The sequence below is a fragment of the Paraglaciecola sp. MB-3u-78 genome, assembly GCF_002835935.1.
In the GTDB taxonomy this organism is placed as follows: Bacteria; Pseudomonadota; Gammaproteobacteria; order Enterobacterales; family Alteromonadaceae; genus Paraglaciecola.
In genome coordinates this window covers 90,180-108,685 of sequence record NZ_PJCF01000001.1, presented here as the reverse complement: position 1 = coordinate 108,685, position 18,506 = coordinate 90,180, and the positions used below count along the sequence as shown (strand labels likewise).

General features: G+C 40.4%; 18 protein-coding genes and 2 pseudogenes. 10 read left to right on the top strand and 10 right to left on the bottom strand.

Translation table 11 applies throughout. The features are described from left to right. Positions 1–8 precede the first annotated feature (8 nt). Complete coding sequence (locus CXF95_RS00465) at positions 9–275, bottom strand: helix-turn-helix domain-containing protein (RefSeq protein ID WP_101196880.1); 267 nt, start codon at positions 273–275, stop codon at positions 9–11. A gap of 278 nt (positions 276–553) precedes the next feature. Between CXF95_RS00465 and prfC the strand changes: the two genes are divergently transcribed. The 3 genes from prfC (at position 554) to CXF95_RS00450 (ending at position 4,646) form a co-directional block, all read left to right on the top strand. Then, entirely contained in the window at positions 554–2,131 is a 1,578-nt protein-coding gene (prfC, locus tag CXF95_RS00460) for a peptide chain release factor 3 (protein ID WP_101196879.1), read from the top strand. Positions 2,132–2,173: 42 nt separating this feature from the next. Next, positions 2,174–3,910 (top strand): arginine--tRNA ligase, encoded by a 1,737-nt coding sequence (argS, locus tag CXF95_RS00455; protein ID WP_101196878.1) that lies wholly within the window; start codon positions 2,174–2,176, stop codon positions 3,908–3,910. A 163-nt stretch (positions 3,911–4,073) separates the two neighbouring features. After that, a complete protein-coding gene (locus tag CXF95_RS00450) occupies positions 4,074–4,646 on the top strand; it encodes an NADPH-dependent FMN reductase (RefSeq protein WP_101196877.1) in 573 nt (190 codons plus the stop codon). A 66-nt stretch (positions 4,647–4,712) separates the two neighbouring features. Here the strand turns inward: CXF95_RS00450 and CXF95_RS00445 are convergent, their stop codons facing one another. The 3 genes and pseudogenes from CXF95_RS00445 to CXF95_RS00435 all read right to left on the bottom strand — a co-directional run. After that, a complete protein-coding gene (locus CXF95_RS00445) occupies positions 4,713–5,159 on the bottom strand; it encodes a RimK/LysX family protein (protein WP_101196876.1) in 447 nt (148 codons plus the stop codon). A 12-nt stretch (positions 5,160–5,171) separates the two neighbouring features. After that, positions 5,172–5,552, bottom strand: a pseudogene (locus CXF95_RS00440) (succinylglutamate desuccinylase/aspartoacylase family protein); the annotation flags it as partial. A gap of 185 nt (positions 5,553–5,737) precedes the next feature. Then, positions 5,738–6,151: pseudogene (locus tag CXF95_RS00435) on the bottom strand (30S ribosomal protein S6--L-glutamate ligase); the annotation flags it as partial. 155 nt (positions 6,152–6,306) lie between these two features. Here CXF95_RS00435 and CXF95_RS00430 point away from each other — a divergent pair. The 3 genes from CXF95_RS00430 to lysS all read left to right on the top strand — a co-directional run bounded on the left by CXF95_RS00430 (position 6,307) and on the right by lysS (position 9,933). Beyond that, positions 6,307–7,161, top strand: a complete 855-nt coding sequence (locus CXF95_RS00430; RefSeq protein WP_101196875.1) for a mechanosensitive ion channel family protein — start codon at positions 6,307–6,309, stop codon at positions 7,159–7,161. 94 nt (positions 7,162–7,255) lie between these two features. After that, positions 7,256–8,354 (top strand): peptide chain release factor 2 gene (gene prfB / locus CXF95_RS00425; RefSeq protein WP_101196874.1). Its coding sequence is split into 2 segments (ribosomal slippage): positions 7,256–7,330 and positions 7,332–8,354, totalling 1,098 coding nucleotides; the frame shifts between segments, so codons are not numbered across the junction. A 34-nt stretch (positions 8,355–8,388) separates the two neighbouring features. Then, complete coding sequence (gene lysS / locus CXF95_RS00420) at positions 8,389–9,933, top strand: lysine--tRNA ligase (protein WP_101196873.1); 1,545 nt, start codon at positions 8,389–8,391, stop codon at positions 9,931–9,933. A 674-nt stretch (positions 9,934–10,607) separates the two neighbouring features. Here lysS and CXF95_RS00415 read toward each other — a convergent pair. The 4 genes from CXF95_RS00415 to CXF95_RS00400 all read right to left on the bottom strand — a co-directional run bounded on the left by CXF95_RS00415 (position 10,608) and on the right by CXF95_RS00400 (position 13,150). After that, positions 10,608–10,844 (bottom strand): DUF2892 domain-containing protein, encoded by a 237-nt coding sequence (locus tag CXF95_RS00415; protein ID WP_101196872.1) that lies wholly within the window; start codon positions 10,842–10,844, stop codon positions 10,608–10,610. 136 nt (positions 10,845–10,980) lie between these two features. Continuing rightward, positions 10,981–11,892: a ketopantoate reductase family protein gene (locus tag CXF95_RS00410; protein WP_101196871.1), complete on the bottom strand. Its 912-nt coding sequence runs from the start codon at positions 11,890–11,892 to the stop codon at positions 10,981–10,983. Next, positions 11,882–12,583 carry a TIGR01621 family pseudouridine synthase gene (locus CXF95_RS00405; RefSeq protein WP_232787554.1) on the bottom strand — a complete coding sequence of 234 codons (702 nt, stop codon included), beginning with the start codon at positions 12,581–12,583 and terminating at the stop codon, positions 11,882–11,884. The genes CXF95_RS00410 and CXF95_RS00405 overlap by 11 nt, the downstream gene beginning before the upstream one ends. Before the next feature lie 18 nt (positions 12,584–12,601). Continuing rightward, complete coding sequence (locus CXF95_RS00400; RefSeq protein ID WP_101196870.1) at positions 12,602–13,150, bottom strand: Hpt domain-containing protein; 549 nt, start codon at positions 13,148–13,150, stop codon at positions 12,602–12,604. A 191-nt stretch (positions 13,151–13,341) separates the two neighbouring features. Here CXF95_RS00400 and gshA point away from each other — a divergent pair, with 191 nt between their 5' ends. Continuing rightward, positions 13,342–14,946 (top strand): glutamate--cysteine ligase, encoded by a 1,605-nt coding sequence (gene gshA / locus CXF95_RS00395; RefSeq protein WP_101196869.1) that lies wholly within the window; start codon positions 13,342–13,344, stop codon positions 14,944–14,946. A 94-nt stretch (positions 14,947–15,040) separates the two neighbouring features. After that, entirely contained in the window at positions 15,041–15,685 is a 645-nt protein-coding gene (locus tag CXF95_RS00390; protein WP_198556452.1) for a hypothetical protein, read from the top strand. A 34-nt stretch (positions 15,686–15,719) separates the two neighbouring features. Here the strand turns inward: CXF95_RS00390 and CXF95_RS00385 are convergent, their stop codons facing one another. Beyond that, complete coding sequence (locus CXF95_RS00385) at positions 15,720–16,397, bottom strand: hypothetical protein (RefSeq protein ID WP_157828021.1); 678 nt, start codon at positions 16,395–16,397, stop codon at positions 15,720–15,722. A 110-nt stretch (positions 16,398–16,507) separates the two neighbouring features. Between CXF95_RS00385 and CXF95_RS00380 the strand changes: the two genes are divergently transcribed. Both CXF95_RS00380 and CXF95_RS00375 read left to right on the top strand, forming a co-directional pair. Continuing rightward, positions 16,508–16,792: a hypothetical protein gene (locus CXF95_RS00380; RefSeq protein ID WP_157828020.1), complete on the top strand. Its 285-nt coding sequence runs from the start codon at positions 16,508–16,510 to the stop codon at positions 16,790–16,792. A 26-nt stretch (positions 16,793–16,818) separates the two neighbouring features. After that, positions 16,819–17,517 (top strand): putative collagen-binding domain-containing protein, encoded by a 699-nt coding sequence (locus CXF95_RS00375; RefSeq protein WP_101196866.1) that lies wholly within the window; start codon positions 16,819–16,821, stop codon positions 17,515–17,517. Between the two features lie 163 nt (positions 17,518–17,680). On the opposite strand, the gene CXF95_RS00370 is transcribed toward CXF95_RS00375, so the two are convergent. Next, entirely contained in the window at positions 17,681–18,364 is a 684-nt protein-coding gene (locus CXF95_RS00370; RefSeq protein WP_101196865.1) for a hypothetical protein, read from the bottom strand. Between the last annotated feature and the right edge of the window lie 142 nt (positions 18,365–18,506).

Below are 18,506 nucleotides of genomic sequence, written 5' to 3'. Positions count from 1 at the left end.
AAACAAGATCAGCTCAAGTTAAAGCCAAAATAATCCATAACAGTAGAGAAGAAAGATTCGCGAGTTTGTTGTGATGCAGTTTGGCGACAAATAGACCACCACTTATTCACTACACCCACACCGATATTATCCATGGTTTCAGGTTTGTCATTTTCGATAGCAGAGACAGTCTCACGGCTAATACCCACTCGTTGAGCCAGCTCTTCTTGGGTATAACCCGCTTCTCTGCGCAATGATTTGAGTTGAGCGCCACTAAACATTTTTCTATGTGACATGTTAGGTTTTCCTGATGGCAAACTATGAATGATATTTGTTTAAATAATGTTAGACAAAAAATTTACCTCGACCCAATATAATTTAAACATCGGTTTGAGTAAATAGGAAAGTTTATAATAAATGCTGTCAATATCGACCTTTCTTACAGTAAAAAGCACAGAGCCTAATAAAACATGGAACCGAGCTACAAAAATACATCAGATTAGCGACTTTTTTATCGGAGTAATATACAATACGCGGCCAAATTATTTAGTAACCAGTCACTTAAGAGTATTCCATGTCTTTCCAACAAGAAGTTGATAAACGCCGCACCTTTGCGATTATCTCTCACCCCGATGCGGGTAAAACTACTATCACCGAAAAAGTATTGTTGTTCGGTAATGCCTTACAAAAAGCCGGTACGGTGAAAGGCAAAAAGTCAGGGCAACATGCTAAGTCTGATTGGATGGAAATGGAAAAAGAGCGGGGCATATCCGTCACCACCTCAGTGATGCAATTTCCGTATCGTGAATGCACTGTAAACTTGTTAGATACTCCAGGACATGAAGATTTCTCAGAAGATACCTATCGTACCTTAACTGCTGTTGATTCCTGTTTGATGGTGATTGACGCGGCCAAAGGTGTCGAAGCCCGTACCATAAAACTAATGGATGTAACGCGGTTGCGTGATACGCCAATTATTACCTTTATGAATAAACTCGACAGGGATACTCGGGATCCTATCGATTTATTAGATGAAGTTGAAAAAGTACTGAATATAAAATGTGCGCCTATTACCTGGCCGATTGGTATGGGTAAAGAGTTTAAGGGTGTATATCACTTACTAAGAGACGAAACTTATCTTTATAAAACAGGTTTAGGTCACACTATTCAAGACGTGCGTGTTGTTAAAGGCTTACATAATCCTGAATTAGATGACGCTATCGGTGTTTACGCTGAAGAAATACGAGATATGCTTGAACTGGTGAAAGGTGCATCACACGATTTTAATCATGATGAATTTTTGGCTGGAGAATTAACCCCTGTTTTTTTTGGCACTGCCATGGGAAATTTCGGTGTTGATCATATGCTTGATGGTTTGGTTGAATGGGCACCATTACCTCAAGGGCGTGAAACCAGTGATCGCAAGGTCGAATCAAGCGAACAAAAATTCAGTGGTTTTGTATTTAAAATTCAAGCCAATATGGACCCAAAACACCGAGATCGTATCGCGTTTTGCCGCATAGTATCGGGTAAGTACGAGAAAGGTATGAAGATGCACCATAGCCGCATAGGCAAAGATGTGCGAATTTCAGATGCTGTGACTTTTTTAGCCAGCGACCGAGAGTTGTTGGAAGAGGCTTACGCTGGTGACATTATTGGTTTGCATAACCACGGCTCTATACAAATCGGCGATACGTTTACCGCAGGCGAAAAATTCCGCTTTGCGGGGATTCCCAATTTTGCCCCAGAATTATTTAAGCGTATTCGATTAAACGATCCACTTAAACAAAAACAATTGCAAAAAGGTTTGATTCAATTAGCCGAAGAAGGTGCCGTCCAAGTATTTAGGCCGTTACAAAATAACGATTTGATAGTGGGGGCTGTGGGTGTCTTGCAATTTGATGTGGTGGTGGCCCGTTTAAAAGGCGAGTACAACGTAGATGCAATGTATGAACATATTAACGTCTATACAGCGCAGTGGGTGACATCTAAAGATCCAAGAAAGCTCGACGAGTTCAGACGCAAAGCAGAAGCTAATTTATCATTAGATGGGGGTGATAATTTGGCTTACATTGCACCAACCAGAGTGAATTTGGCTCTAGCCAAAGAGCGTTACCCTGATATCGAATTTCATACTACCAGAGAGCACTAAGGCATTTTTTAGCCGCCTGTAGCATTTTAGACAAGAGCAGACATGAACTTACACACACATTTACTAGTAAAATTTAAAGCCGCGCTTATTGCCATAGGTGCACCAGAAGGCACGTCAGCGCCACTTAGTCGTAGCACCCGTATTGGATTTGGGCATTATCAGTTTAATGGCGCTATGGCATTATCAAAAGTGCTTAAACAAAACCCGCGGGATATTGCTCAAAAAATTGTGGATGCTGTTGATTTAGATGACGAAGCAGAAAAGCTCGAAGTCGCAGGTCCAGGTTTTATTAACATTTACCTAAAACCTCAGTGGCTAGCCCAGCAACTCCAAGCCGCTAATGCAGATACTCGTCTTGGCATTGAAGCGGAACAGCAACAAACTGTCGTAGTGGATTACTCAGCGCCCAACCTTGCTAAAGAAATGCACGTTGGACATTTACGTAGCACCATTATTGGTGACGCCGTGGCTAAAACGCTGGAATTTTTAGGTCATAAAGTTATTCGTCAAAATCATATGGGTGATTGGGGCACACAATTTGGCATGTTACTGGCGCATTTAAATGACAAGTTAGCCGCGAATGAAATTGCCGAAACTGCATTATCTGATTTAGAAGATTTTTACCGAGCAGCTAAAGTGCGCTTTGATAATGAAGAGGGGTTTGCGGATCGTGCTCGGGATTATGTGGTGAAGTTACAAGGTGGCGATGCCCAGTGTATGCAACTATGGCAAAATTTTATTGATGTATCTATCGCCCACAGCGAAGAAGTGTACGACAAACTTAATGTCAGCCTTAAACGCAGCGATGTAATGGGTGAAAGTGCTTACAATAATGATTTGGCCGCAACAGTCGCTGAGCTTAAAGCCTCAGGTATAGTGGCCGAAAGCCAAGGTGCACAAGTGGCCTTCTTGCAGGAAATGGCTGACAAAGAGGGCAATCCCGCAGCCTATATAGTGCAAAAGTCTGGTGGTGGATATTTGTATGCTACTACTGACCAAGCGGCTATTCGTTATCGTAATGGTGTTTTAGGCGCTGATCGCACCTTGATATTTACGGATGTGCGTCAAGCTTTGCATTTTAAACAAACAGAAATTGTTGCCCGTAAAGCAGGTTTTATAAATGGGCAACAAAGTTATGAACATTGCCCATTTGGGATGATGTTAGGTAGCGATGGTAAACCTTTTAAAACCCGTACCGGTGGAACCGTTAAGTTGGCTGAATTATTAGAAGAAGCCATTGAAAGAGCTGAAATTCTGATTAATAAACGCGAATCCGATTTGTCAGCACAAGAGCGTAAAACCATCGCTGACAAGGTGGGTATTGGTGCAGTCAAATATGCGGATCTCAGTAAAAATCGCACCACAGATTACATTTTCAACTGGGACACTATGCTCAGTTTTGAAGGCAATACCGCGCCTTATTTGCAATATGCCTACGCCCGTGTACAAAGTATTTTCAGAAAAGCTCATGCTGATGATGTGAACTTACAGGCAGAGATCCAGCTTGAAGAGGTTCAAGAACAATTGTTAGCCGTCAAATTAATGCAATTTGTCGAAGCGATAAAACAAGTATCAAGCGAGGCCACACCTCATGTGCTTTGTACTTACATGTATGAGCTAGCCAGTTTATTTATGAGTTTCTACGAAGCTTGCCCAATATTAAAAGAGGGGATTGATGAACAGACTAAAAATAGTCGTTTAATGTTAGCTCAGTTGACAGCTAAAACATTACAGTCTGGCTTGGACTTGTTAGGTATTGAGACGATGGAGAAAATGTAATATTTTTAACTTTGCGTTTCGAGCTAACGCAACACATAAACTAACAACCCGCTATTTAGCGGGTTGTTAGTTTTTAGATGATATAAAATACTTTCGGATAAAGCATACTTAATCTTGTGCATGGTTTATCTATCAATATTTACCAACAAGTGAGACAACCAATATGATAAAAATTTTAGCTTTTGCAGGTAGTGGTAGAAAAGATTCAGTGAATAAAAAAGTGGTCGCTATTGCTGCGAAAGGTGCTCGGGAGGCTGGCGCAGAGGTCACTATTATCAACCTTGAAGATTTTGACATGCCTTTTTTTAATGAAGACTTAGAGGCACAACAAGGCATGCCTGTTGCTGCTCAAGCCTTCAAGGAATTAATGATAAGTCATGACGGCTTTTTAATTTCATCTCCTGAATACAACAGTTCCTATAGTAGCTTATTTAAGAATGCGATTGATTGGGCATCCAGAAAAACCGGCGATGAAGCCAATATGGCGGCCTATCGGGGCAAGGTAGCAGCGATCATGGGCGCATCGCCAGGTGCATTAGGCGGTATGCGGGTTTTAGTTGTATTGCGTATGTTGATGGAAAATTTAGGCACTATGGTACTACCCAATCAAAAAGCGGTAGGTGGCGCGTTTGCTATGTTTGACGGCGACGGCAATATTAACGATGTTAAAACCGAAAAAGCGTTAAAGTCTCTCGGAAAAGAGTTGGTCGAAACCCTAACTAAGTTAAAAGCCTAAACAGTTAAATATAGCTAGGTTTCAGTTTGATGATTGCAAAGACATTCTTAATAATAATATCTTTGCCTATTTGGCTAGTAAAAATTCATGTTCTGGGTCAACAATTAAACGCCCAGACATGGCTTCCCTGCCAAGCAACATCAGATATTTCATTTCAGAGCGGTCTGTAAGTGTGAGCTCGATACACCAGCGCATTCCGGCAATTAATATATCGGTTTCGATGACAAGGCGTCTTTGGTGGGTCGCGTTAGAGCTCTTAACCTTGCGAACACTTTTGACTTTGGCTTCTCTTTGCACTACTTGGTTCACATCATGTGTGTCAGGGTGTATATCAAATCGTACCCACTTTCCCTTTCCCTTTCCCTTTTCCTTTTCTTTTTTAAACTCGACAATATTGTCCACATGTAATGATGATGTGGTGGCACCCGTGTCTACTCTTGTCTCTATTGAGTTAAGCTTGAGTTGGGGTAAATCACATAGCTCAAGTGCGCCAACTAAATGTTTATTATTCATCTGAGTTACTCTTTAATCGATAATAGAAGGATCTTCCAAAACAAAATTGTCTTGTAATAATTCGAGGTGTTCGGCGACTAAATCAGGTTTTCTAAAATAAGCTATGTGATACATGGCTTCACCCTCTTGAGTTAAGGGAATATTTTGTTTGCCTATAATTACGCCTTCTTCAGGGCAAAGTACTTTGCTTAATTCAGTTCCGTATGGATCGGCAATAATGGCCAATAAAGCTCCTTTGTTAACATGGTCACCTAATTGCGCAACATGGCTTACAAAGCCGTTTTCTGTTGCACGTACCCAACCACTTTGACGTGCCACAAACTTAGGAATTTTATGACCTTGGCGTTGACGTTTATTTAACATGCCGATTTCACGCATCACGTTAACCACACCTAGGCAGTTCTATACGTTTTGTTTCACCTGGTTTTACTCTGACGCCACCAATTTCAAGCACTTGCATTTAGCCTTTTCCTCGGGTTTTGTTGCTATTGGGTTTGGCATTTTTTTCTAAAAACCGAATAATCATACTGGCCACGTCTTTACCTGTAGCGGTTTCAATGCCATCTAAGCCCAGTGAAAACGGGCGCACCGCCAATATTTTTGATTAAATCGTCAATTTTGTCAGGGTGGTGAGCAAAACCTATTCTTGGCATGCCAATGCCCTTTCGAGACAATAGCTGTAACGACCGTAACTTGTCCCTAGAACGACTGATGGCGACCGATTCATTCACACTAAAGGTGCCCATCATTTCGAATTGCCTAACCACAGAGGTGCCATAAAAAGTAACCGATGTACCTATACGTGGAATAACCGCATCATAATAGGGGAGTGGTTTACCATTATATCTGACGGAAGATCGGCTACTGGTGATATCCATATAACAGTGGATAGTATCAATGACATCTACTTGATGACCGAGGGCTGTTCCGGCCTCAACTAGGCGGCGAGTTGAATAAAGTTTTGGGTTACGAGATAAAATAGCAATGCGCAATTTTAACGTCCGGTAATACTAGGTTTTGCATATTACTTGCAGCCTAGGCTTAAGGTAAAGTGTTATTTTTAGTTGTGGGAGCAATCAATATATTCTCTGATTCATAGTTGTGTATACTTTGCATTTTTAGACCCTTATAAAGCTAAATATTCTATATGGAATTTATACAGAACATTTTTGAAAACAAACTGATTTTAACCTTCTCCATCACATTTTTGGCATTGCTGACGAAATATGGACTCGTTAAATTGGTGCGTAAATACGCTAAAAATAAAGGTGAAGACAGAAGGGATTTAGTTAACAACGTTAAGAACTTTTTAAATTTTGTACTCATAGTCTCATTGTTTAGCCTTTGGGCGGCGGAGATGCAAACCTTCGCATTTTCAATTGCTGCTTTTTCTGTGGCTATAGTGTTGGCGACCCGAGAATTCATTCAATGTGTTATTGGCTTTTTCTATTTAGTTTCAACGCGACCTTTTCGTATCGGAGACTGGATTGAAGTCGATCATTTTGTTGGCGAAGTCTCGGCCACAGATTGGATAAAAACCACATTATTAGAAGTAAACATTAAGACCTACGAATTTTCAGGTAAAACATTGTTTATCCCTAATAATAAATTGATGACTAGCCCAATCAAAAACTTAAATTTTTTAAAACGTTATGCCACCCATCATTTTATTATTACCCGAGATCAGAGTGTCAATCCCTTCGTGTTTATTGATAAAATAGTCGAGATCGCAAAATCTTATTGTGCAGATTTTTATGATGTGGCCGTGCGTTATAATCAAATGATTGAAAGGCGTTTGGACATTACCATTGCTGGCCCAGACCCACTTATTAAAGTATCAACCACTGAGCTTGGGGATACAGAAATCGGCATTACTATCTTTTGCCCTACTGAACGAGCGATAGAAATTGAGCAAGCTATTTATGCTGATTTTATGGGACATTGGTATTCTGAAAAAGATAAAGCTAAATCTAAATCCAATGAGCTGACACTTAAACAATAAGTGCGCATGGTTAATTCTAATACTCTCCCTATTATTAGCGCGTAAAATCCGTTAAAATCCGTCTCTTTTTATTTCGAGTGTAACCCTATTATTCATGTTTGAAATCAATCCAGTACATAATGCGTTAGCGGATATAAGACTACGTGCCGAGTCACTCCGGGGGTATCTTTGACTATGATCAAAAGAAAGAACGCCTTGAAGAAGTTAATCGCGAATTAGAAAGCCCTGATGCTTGGAATCAACCTGAGCGAGCTCAAGCCTTAGGTAAAGAAAAAGTGGCGCTTGAACTGATCGTCGAAACCATCGTTCTTCTAGAGCAGGGGACTGAGGATGTTGAAGGTTTGGTTGAACTGGCAGTTGAAGCCGAAGATCAAGATACTTTTAATGAGGCCGAGTCTGAACTTGCTGAGCTGATTAAAAAACTCGAATTACTGGAATTTCGACGCATGTTTTCTGGGCCAAATGACGCCAATCATGGATATATTGATATCCAGTCAGGGTCAGGAGGAACCGAAGCACAAGATTGGGCGAATATGCTGCTGCGTATGTATTTACGCTGGGGTGAAGCCCACGGCTTTAAAACAGAATTAATTGAAGTCTCAGATGGTGATGTAGCCGGTATTAAAAGTGCCACTATTAAATTTAGCGGCGATTATGCCTTTGGTTGGATACGCACTGAGACGGGGGTGCATCGATTAGTGAGGAAATCACCTTTTGATTCTGGCAGCCGTAGGCATACGTCTTTCGCTTCTGCTTTTGCTTATCCTGAAGTGGATGATGATATCGAGATTGAAATCGATCCTTCTGATCTGAGAATTGATACTTATCGTGCTTCAGGTGCCGGTGGTCAACACGTTAACCGCACAGATTCGGCGGTACGTATTACTCACGAACCCACTAACATAGTGGTGCAATGTCAAAACGACCGTTCCCAGCACAAAAATAAAGCACAGGCCATGAAACAGTTAAAGGCCAAGCTTTATGAACACGAAATGCATAAACAGAATGAAGAAAAACAAACCATGGAAGACGGCAAGTCCGACATAGGTTGGGGTAGCCAAATACGCTCTTACGTACTGGATGATTCACGGATTAAAGATTTACGTACTGGGGTAGAAACCCGCAATACACAAGCCGTATTAGACGGCGATTTAGACAAATTTATTCAAGCCAGTTTAAAATCTGGTCTGTAATACCTAACACAGCAAAGCAATATCAGGAAAGTCGATGACCGAACAAACACAAGATGAAAATAAGTTGATTGCAGAGCGCCGCGCTAAACTTTCTCACATTAGAGAAAACTGTCAATCCAATGGTTACCCTAATGACTTTCGCCGCGAATTTTACAGTGATGAATTACAAAAAGCCTTTGGTGAGCATGAAAAACCGGCTTTAGAAGAACTAGGTAAAGTAGTGAGTATTGCAGGTCGTATCTTAGCTAAGCGTGGACCATTTTTGTCATTACAAGATATGACAGGTCGGATTCAGTCGTATGCTTCCAAAGACATCCAAAAAGATATTAAAGAGCGTTACGGTAGCTTAGATATAGGCGACATAATTGGTGTGAAAGGCGTGTTACACAAGTCAGGTAAAGGCGATTTGTATGTCAATATGGCCGAATACCAATTGTTGACTAAATCATTGCGTCCACTACCTGAAAAATTCCATGGTTTGGCTGATCAAGAAACCAAATATCGTCAACGTTATGTGGACTTGATCACTAATCAGCAAACCCGCGATACGTTTATGATCCGCAGTAAGATTGTCAGTGGCATTCGCAATTTTTTAATTGAACGTGATTTTATGGAAGTCGAAACTCCCATGTTGCAAGTGATACCAGGTGGTGCCACAGCTAAACCTTTCACTACGCATCACAACGCCCTTGATATCGATATGTATTTACGTGTCGCCCCTGAACTTTATCTCAAACGTTTAGTAGTAGGTGGTTTTGAGCGTGTATTCGAAATTAACCGTAATTTCAGAAACGAAGGTCTGTCGACTAGACATAACCCTGAATTCACGATGTTAGAGTTTTATCAGTCTTATGCTGATTATCATGATTTAATGAATCTAACCGAAGAAATGTTACGTAAAGTGGCGCAAGACGTGTTGGGCACCACCATCATCAAAAACACCACTAAAGACACCGAAGGCAATGTAGTCAGTGAAGTAAACTACGATTTTGGTCAGCCATTTGCCCGTTTAAGCATGAACCAAGCCGTCATCAAATACTGGCCTGAAGCAAATGTTGACGCGATTAATGATCCTGAAAACCATTTAGCTGAACTTAAAGTCATGGCTAAGCTGCTGCATATTAAAGAGCCAGAAGTAGACGGGATTTGGGGTGCAGGCAAATATTTGTGTGAAATTTTCGAAGCCACGGCTGAAGAAAAACTCGACCAACCCACCTTTATTACCGCTTACCCTTGGGAAGTCTCTCCACTGGCGCGAAGAAATGATGACAACAGTTTTGTCACCGACCGTTTTGAATTTTTTGTAGGTGGTCGTGAATTGGCCAATGGTTTCTCGGAGTTAAATGATTCCGAAGACCAAGCTGCTCGTTTCCGTAAACAAGTCGAAGAAAAAGACGCAGGCGATGATGAAGCCATGCACTTTGACGAAGATTACATTCGAGCCTTGGAATATGGTTTACCGCCAACAGCGGGAGAGGGCATAGGCATAGATCGCTTGGTGATGTTATTTACTGACAGTCCAACGATTAAAGACGTGATCTTGTTTCCACATATGAAGCCAGAAACTCAAGCTGAATAACAACCATAATTTATCTTTTAAAAAGGACACTTCGGTGTCCTTTTTGTTTGCCCAGCGAAGCTGGAAAACTCGTACGTTTGAAAGATAGCGGATTCGTTTTACAAAATTTAAGAAGAAGATATTTAGGTATGAGTAGCTGTAAAGATTAATACTAATCCATTTTAAAGTTTGATCTAATTACGTTTTCAGCCAATTTACTGCCGAAATTTGGTCAGATCAAGACTTGGATAATCAATAGACTTTGCTTTTCTCTGTGCATTGTGCGCCTTCTGTGGTAGAAAATCTTAAACTTTGGTTTTTCAGCTTTTAAAAGCTTTCTACCACAGAAATCACAGAGCGCTTCGCTACACAGAGAAAGAAATTAATATAGCCAGAACATAATTATCAGACACACAAGATAGTCGATAGCGATTGACGTTTGAATTTTATGACTTTTATTTTATGCCCTGTCGGGCACCCGCGTCCTGCGGGATTTTGACTAGAATCCCTTCGAGTCAAAAACCATCATGCGGACGCCGCGCTGGATGATGGCGCGAAGCGTGCTTTTAAATTTATCGAGATTCAAAAATATTAATTGCATGCCAAGAATAAAAACCACGTACGATGTATTTAGCGCGATAAATATGGAACAGCTTTAGCTGGCCTGAAAGGTAAAGTGTATTGAGATACCTATTCTAAGTTCTTGGATACCACTGAGTTAAACCATGTCCTGCACCAGGGTATGTGTCTAGGTTAAGAATTTTATAGATAAAACATACCCCAAAACTACTTGTTACCCAAAGTAATGACCCAATCACTAAAAGGGCAATAGAGATAGCTTGTGGAAAAAGGCCTTCGGCCGCTAGGGCTAAGCATGCCACACCTACAATACTACGGATCGTGGTATCTAAAATTCCAACATTCTGTTTCATAATTATGCACCTGTTAACTGAATCTGCACTCAGTATAAACAGGCGGATCTTGCTGTTGTTGATCTAAGTCAATGAGGGGACACAGAAAAAAAATTTAATAACTTGAGCCCTGGACGTTATAGCTTAGCCGATTTGGTTATTCTAACTGTCTTATTTGCTCAAGCAAACGTTGGTTATGTGGCACCTTTATATTTAACTCAGTAGCCTTAGAGATGACATAACCATTAATAAACTCAATTTCTGTGTGACGTTTAAACTTCAGGTCTTGATGCATCGAAGAGTAGTTATTAGCTGTGGCTGATATCACTTGCTGCACGTTTTTAATGAGTTCAGTGCTGTCAATTGAGTAATCGAGTGCTCTCATCACCGTTGAGATTTCCAAACAAATATTAGAAATGTTGGCGTTATATTTTATATCTGCAAGCTCGCCGTTTTTTAAGTTGTGAATGGCGGTAAGGGGATTAATCACCGAATTGATTGCTAACTTTTTCCATAATGCTAAAGCGATATCTTGATGCCAGTGACTCGGTGGTAGTAGCGCTGAAAGTATGGGCTCTATGGCTTGTTTTAACGTTATATCAACACTGCCTATCCAGCCCAGGTGAGTTTGACCTAAACCTGTTTCTAGCAGTGTGTTTGCATCCGGTTTAAATGCCCCGTAACTGGTAGTGGCGGCGATCAATGGATTATTAGGTAGCTTTTCTTTAACCTGCTCTATGGTACCCATACCGTTATGCAGTAGCATTATTATATGATGTGGTTCAATAAAGGGTGCTAATTGCTCTAGCACCGACATGACTTGGTACGCTTTGACCGGCAATATTAGTAAATCAAATGGGTTAGGCTGAGTTATTACTGAGGCATTCGGTGTGAAACTATGTGACACGCCAGTTATATCGGTTACCTTAAACAGTGGTTGCGGTTGTGTTTTTACTAAGTGCTGATAATTATAGCCAAGCTGGTGGCACTTAAACCCCATTAATCCGCCTATAGCACCTTTGCCAACAATCGCTAATGTAGGAAATTTAAGTCGCGACTTAACCTGCATGTTTTTGTTGGGGCCATTTGATGTTAGGCCATTTGAGTGTCCAAGGTGATGCTAACTCGGTGACTTGTTGCTTAGTGTTATCACTGACAAATTCATCACCTTTATTTGGCGGGCACATGATGCAAATGGCTTGTCCTTGATAGTGAAAACGAATGCAATACGCGTGAAGATAAGTGCGGTCAGAGCTCGCCCCTTTGTATAACTCATCCCCTAAGATAGGGCTGCCTATGCTTTTTAAGGCCACCCGAATTTGATGTGTCTTACCCGTAAGAGGTTTCACCAAAAATAATCTAAAGCCTGGGGAAACAGAGAAACTAAAAAATTGGCTGATAGCCACAGCAGTATCACTACTGTCCAACATCCACTTACCATCTCGGACTTTTTTCATACCGCCTTTGACGGCACCTTGTTTTTTCTTGGGTTTTTTCGCAGAGATAGCCAGATAGTACTTTTCTATTTGTTTTTGCTCAAATAACTGACCAAACTCTGCTGCAGCTTGGGGGTGTTTAGCCAGCATTAAAATACCAGACGTTACCTTGTCCAATCTATGTACCAACCATAATTTTTCAACGTTAAGTTGTTGACAAAGGATGGGCAAAATACCTGATTGGTGAGACTCATTTTGAACGGAAATATTGCAGGGTTTATTGACCACCACAAAATCGGGATGGTCAAACAAAATATCTATCAAGTCTATTAAAATCTTTTGTTACTCCAGCAGCGCAATGGCGGTGGAATAATCTAAATTATCAATTGCCTGTTTCAGTTCATTCAGTTTTTCTGAAGACAAATCTAATGCTTGACCATAGCTTTGAATCTTACTCTCAGAAATAAACTCATTGCGCTTTAATGCCGCGATTAGTAATGCTTTGTCATCTTTTTTAGGGGCAGTTTCAGGGATTTCTTCAGTACCCTTTTTTGCTGAGAAACTAAGTATTAAGGTTAATGTTTGTTTAAAAACCTTCAAAAAATTTTCTAAGGTGGTGTCAGTTTCTTGATTAGCTAAACTATCTTCAAGGTCCTTACAGGCTTGGTATAAGGCCTTCATACCTAAATTGCCACTGACTCCTTTTAAGGTATGCAATTGTTGTTTGGCTGTTTGTAAGTCTTCTTGCTGAAGTTGTTCTGAGATCAAGGTATCAAAAGACTGATACTGTTGGATAAATTTTTCTAAAATTTGCACCAGTAACGATTCATTACCGCTAAACTGATTTATGGCAAATTGTGCATCAAAAATACTTAAGTCAGAACCAGACAAAATAGCGTTTCCTTCAATGTAGTCGGGTATTTAAAAAATTTGCATAATATTAGTTTCACGTATTCTAGCAAACAATATGGCGTATTTGTTGCTCGATGTAAATTACCCATAGACCCTAGTTACTTTATTTATAAACTGCAGGTAGACTAGAAGCCACAAGTTGGTTATTTTTATTTTAGTTGGATAGTATTTTGCAAGCAAATCAGACATCTTTTGCAGAGCGTTTAAATGTTTTACAAGACCAAGCAGTTGCGCAAACCTTAACTGGCATTCGTCATGGGATAGAGCGTGAAACTTTACGCATCAATCCAGACGGCGGTTTGGCACAGAGCCCTCATCAAGAGGCCTTGGGGTCGGCCTTGACCCACGAGTTTATCACTACCGATTTTTCTGAATCTTTACTGGAATTTATCACACCGCCTGAAGTGTCTGTACAAAAAACTATCGGGCAGTTAAATGATGTGCATAAATTTGCAGTTTCAAATATGGGTGATGAACGTTTATGGCCTATGAGTATGCCTTGTTTTATTGAGGATCAAGATGCTATTCCTATCGCAAACTTTGGTTCGTCTAACGTAGGCAAAATGAAAACGCTGTATCGAGTAGGGTTAAAAAACCGCTACGGAAGTATGATGCAGGCTATCTCGGGGGTACATTTTAATTTTTCTCTTCCTGACGAATTCTGGCAACAGTGGTTACAAAAAACATCTATAGAAAAATCCGATAAAAAAGCCAATAAAGATACAATTTCTGCAGCATATTTTTCTTTAATCAGAAATTATCGGCGCTTTTGTTGGTTAATACCCTATCTGTATGGTGCTTCTCCTGCCATTTGTGGATCGTTTATCAAAGGTAAAGAAACGGATCTGCCTTTTAAAAAATTGGGAAGCGGCACGTATTACTTGCCTTACGCCACGTCTCTTAGAATGAGTGATTTGGGGTATACCAATAGTGCGCAATCGGGTTTAAATATTTGTTATAACCAAGTAGACAGCTACATTGCATCGTTAAAAGCAGCCATTAACCAGCCATCTGCGGCTTTCCAAAAATATGCTGGTAAGCAAGAAGGAGAGTACCAACAGTTAAATGCCAACGTATTGCAGATTGAAAATGAATTGTATTCGCCTATTAGACCCAAACAGCCAACTCAGTCCTTAGAAAAACCGTCAGAGGCCTTAGATAAAAGAGGCGTGAGCTACGTAGAAGTTCGGGCCTTAGACGTTAATCCATTTAGTGCAATAGGCATTGAGGAAAATCAGTTTTATTTTCTTGATGTGTTTTTGTTGTACTGTGTCACAAAACCCAGTCCGATGATGAATGCAAATCAGTACCATGAAACCGAAGTCAATTTAAGTGCGGTAGTGGGTCATGGGCGAGACCCTGAGCTAATGCTCTTAAATGAGCAACAATCCGTAGGTTTATCTAATTGGGCATTACAGATGTTCTCTGACATGCAAGAAGTGGCTTTGGTCCTAGACAATGCGAATAACACAACACATTATTCAGTTGCGTTAGAGCTTGAAAATCAAAAAATACTTGATCCTAGTTTGACTCCCTCAGCCAAAATTCTAGAACGACTAGTTAGCCAGCAATGTGATAATGGTACCTTTGGTTTAGCTTTGGCTGAAGATTACAAACAACAATTGATAGATTCTGATTATGAATTTATGAATGCTGAGGTATTGGCAGAACATGCGAAGTTATCTATAGATAAACAACGTATTATTGAGCAGCAAGACAATATTTCTTTCGATAATTTTCTAAGTAGTTATTTTGCAGTTACCACAACTGATTAATTTTAAGCAAAAAAAAAGCCTGAAATAATTCAGGCTTCAAAGCTACTACCAGGGAAACACATAATAACTAGAACACGCTAATTAAGAGTAGGTTATGCAACAAAAGTTCACAAAAAAATATCAGTTTTTTAAAATTATTTTAATAACTATGGCTAGTACCTTGTTTTTAGTGGCCTGCACCACGACTCCGCCTCAAAACACTAGTAATATTTGCGATATTTTTACTGAAAAACGTGATTGGTTTGAAACTGCAACCGACATGAAAGCAAAGTGGGGTGTACCAATTCATGTGCCTATGGCAATGATGTATCAGGAAAGTTCTTTTAAGGCTAAAGCCCGTCCACCCAAAGACTATTTCTTTTTTGGTTTGATACCATGGGGGCGTATCAGCAGTGCCTATGGTTATTCTCAGGCTAAGACCCCCACCTGGGATGATTACAAACGGGAAACAAATAACTCTTGGGCTGAGCGTTCAGACTTTAGTGATGCTATTGATTTTATGGGCTGGTTTATTAATAAAACCAATAAAATAAACGCTGTATCAAAGTGGGATGCGGAGTTGCAGTATCTTAATTATCACGAGGGGTGGGGGGGGTATAAACGAGGCAGTTATAATAGCAAAGCATGGCTTAAAGACGTCGCTAAAGTTGTAAATGCACGTTCCTTACAGTATGCGACTCAGTTAAAAACCTGTGAAGAAGAACTGTCTAAAGGCTGGTTTTGGAGATTGTTCACCTGACAAACAAAGAATTCAGGCCATTCATTGGCCTGTATTACATCTTAATATACCTAGTGTATTTTATTTTGTGATTGAATCCGTTAAAAAGTTTTCCTATTAAGTTCTCACTCCTTGTATCGCTTGCTGTCACAGTCATGTTAGGTAATGCATAAAAGTCACTTAATGCTCGTTGTTCCCTAAGCACTAAAGGAATAAAACATAAACCAAAGTCCTTGCCTAATGTTTTGCCTGTAATTTGTTCGATATCTGTACCGATAAAGTTATGAGTGTCAGCATGTGTTGTTGGCTGGCAAACAACGATAAGGTGAAAGTCTTGATTGGATCTTAAGGTTGCAGATATTTGCTCAACAATCGGCGTCATATTGTCCGAGTCATCTGCTATTTTTTGAATGCCGCTTCCATCTAAGCAAATCATAGTTAAGTCAGTACTTAATATGGCGTGTTGCAAATCGCATGATGCAACCATATTATTCAATTTTCGCACCTGTGTTAGAAGGGTTTTTAGTTTTAAGTCTTCATCGGGTACACGGCCCCGATTTGAAGCATTAACCTTTCGTTGATCATGATCAACCGCTATCACCTTTTGGCCCAATGCGGCTAACCCAATTCCTGCTGCGGCCCCTGCAGTGCCTAATCCCACCACATTAATTTTTAGACTATAACGACTAATGGGTAGAAGTTGACTTATATTTTGATCATAACTGATGGTCACAATTTTATTTAGCCCATAGAGATCGATTAGAAATTGAAAAAAGGTATTACAAATTTAAATATTCAGATCAGTATTGGTTAAAAGGCGGTGCTAATAGCCCAGAAAATTTGTTGGCCTATGTTGATTTCGATGACACTTATAGAATATCAGGTCAGAACCGAGATGGTGAAGCCAGCGCAGGAGGAACTATCCATGAGTTCGCAGCCCATAAAAGAGACTGGCAATTAGGTGACCCCACATGGAAAGTTAACAAAGGTAAGAATGTGATCGGAGCAATCAACTATTTGGCTTCAATGGGCATGAACTCAGTTTATTTTTTGACTATGAATATTAATGGCGATGGCAAGGATGTCTGGCCTTACACCTCACCAGAATTTTTGACAGCTTTGATGTAAGTAAATTAGCGCAATGGGATATTTTATTGCATACACATTCGACTGCCGAAGACAAAGAACACTTGTTGCCACCCCTGCTTGGGTTTCAGCCACTAGATGGCCTGTCATTTCAAGTTAATGACAGGACACGCGTCAATCAAGAGCTGGCACTTTGGCGTGAAAAAGCCAGAGCTGCCGGTAACGACTGGCTGATCACTATGGATGAAATTGGTGAGTGGCATACTGGTGCCCTGAATGATTTTCAAGATCCAGACCATGACACACTAAGGCGATATGCCTTATGGGGCAGTCTGTTGGCCGGAGGAGCAGGAGTGGAGTGGTACTTTGGCGGTAAACAACCCAACAATGATCTGACCTCCGAAGACTGGCGTTATCGTCACAACTTGTGGCGTCAAACCAAAATTGCCATTGATTTTTTTCAAGAAAATGTACCATTTTGGGACATGAAACCAGTTCAACATTTACTGACTAATAAACAAGCCTATGGGTTTGCAAAAGTAGGTGAGGTGTACTTGATTTATTTACCCGCTGGCATGGCTACCCAAATTGATCTTGGGCAGTCAGCACTTGGGTACTCAGTGCGATGGTTCGACCCAAAACAGGGAGGGGAGTTTCAGCAACTAGGACTTACATCCTTGAAAGGGCTAGGCATGAATACCCTCCAAGCACCTAAAAATAAGAGTGATAAAGACTGGGTGATATTATTGCAAAGAAACAACGAGTAATGTTTAAAAATGAAGCTGCCGCCGAAATACACGATACATTCGGCGGCATGCCGCTTCTTATTTTTTCCAATATTTCCATTGGAATTACAACTCAGAATTAAAGCCATGTACTTTTTTGTTAACAATAACAATAACAATAACAATAACAAAAAGTAAGATTACTTTACTCCACTGAACAACCAGAACCGCCTCCTGGTAAAGAACTACTGCCGCCCCCACCTCCTGCACAGAGAGTGTCAAATAGACTGCAATCTTCACCGCCTTCTCCTGACGATGGATAGCACTCCAAGTATATAGCTTGGAACCGGTTTGGCTCTCCTATGTTTTTCCTCAATTTAAATGCCGACTCTTCTGGTGTAGGGAAACGAAGCTGGGTAAAACTGTGACTGCATGATTCATTATTTTGTCCTAATGTGAGTTTACTAAAACACCAGCAGATTTGAGGACTGGTTGCTTTTAGGTTTGTATTAGTAAGAGTGCAACCTGAACAGTTCCCGCCTGCTGCAGGAGCACTATCCAATTCAAACAGCATATAGGTTCTATTTAAATCGGGGTGAAATATGAAACTATCCTTAGTTCTAATTGAAAGAGTCGTTTTATCCATTGCTCGAACATATCCTTGTATTTTGCTGCGTCCGTATGAGGGGTCGACGAGTGACAATACAACTAACTCTTTCTTACCTACTTTTGACAAATCCTTCAGCAATTCCGTCGGTAGCCCTTCAACCTTGTATCCCGAGTTTATTTTGGTCAGATGGTAAGGTGCCGTTTGTGAATTCCCGTGGAATGGAAACCCCGCCATAACAATCAATATTGCAGCAGTAATTAATTTTTTTAACCTATACATAATAAATCCTCTACTTTATATGAGTTGACAGCCTCTGATTGAATCAAACAGCTAACATCTCAAAATAGAGGCTTATTTGTTGGCTATAAATAGAAACCCAGTGACATCAGCCAACCAAAAGATGCTCACTTCATAGGTTTGT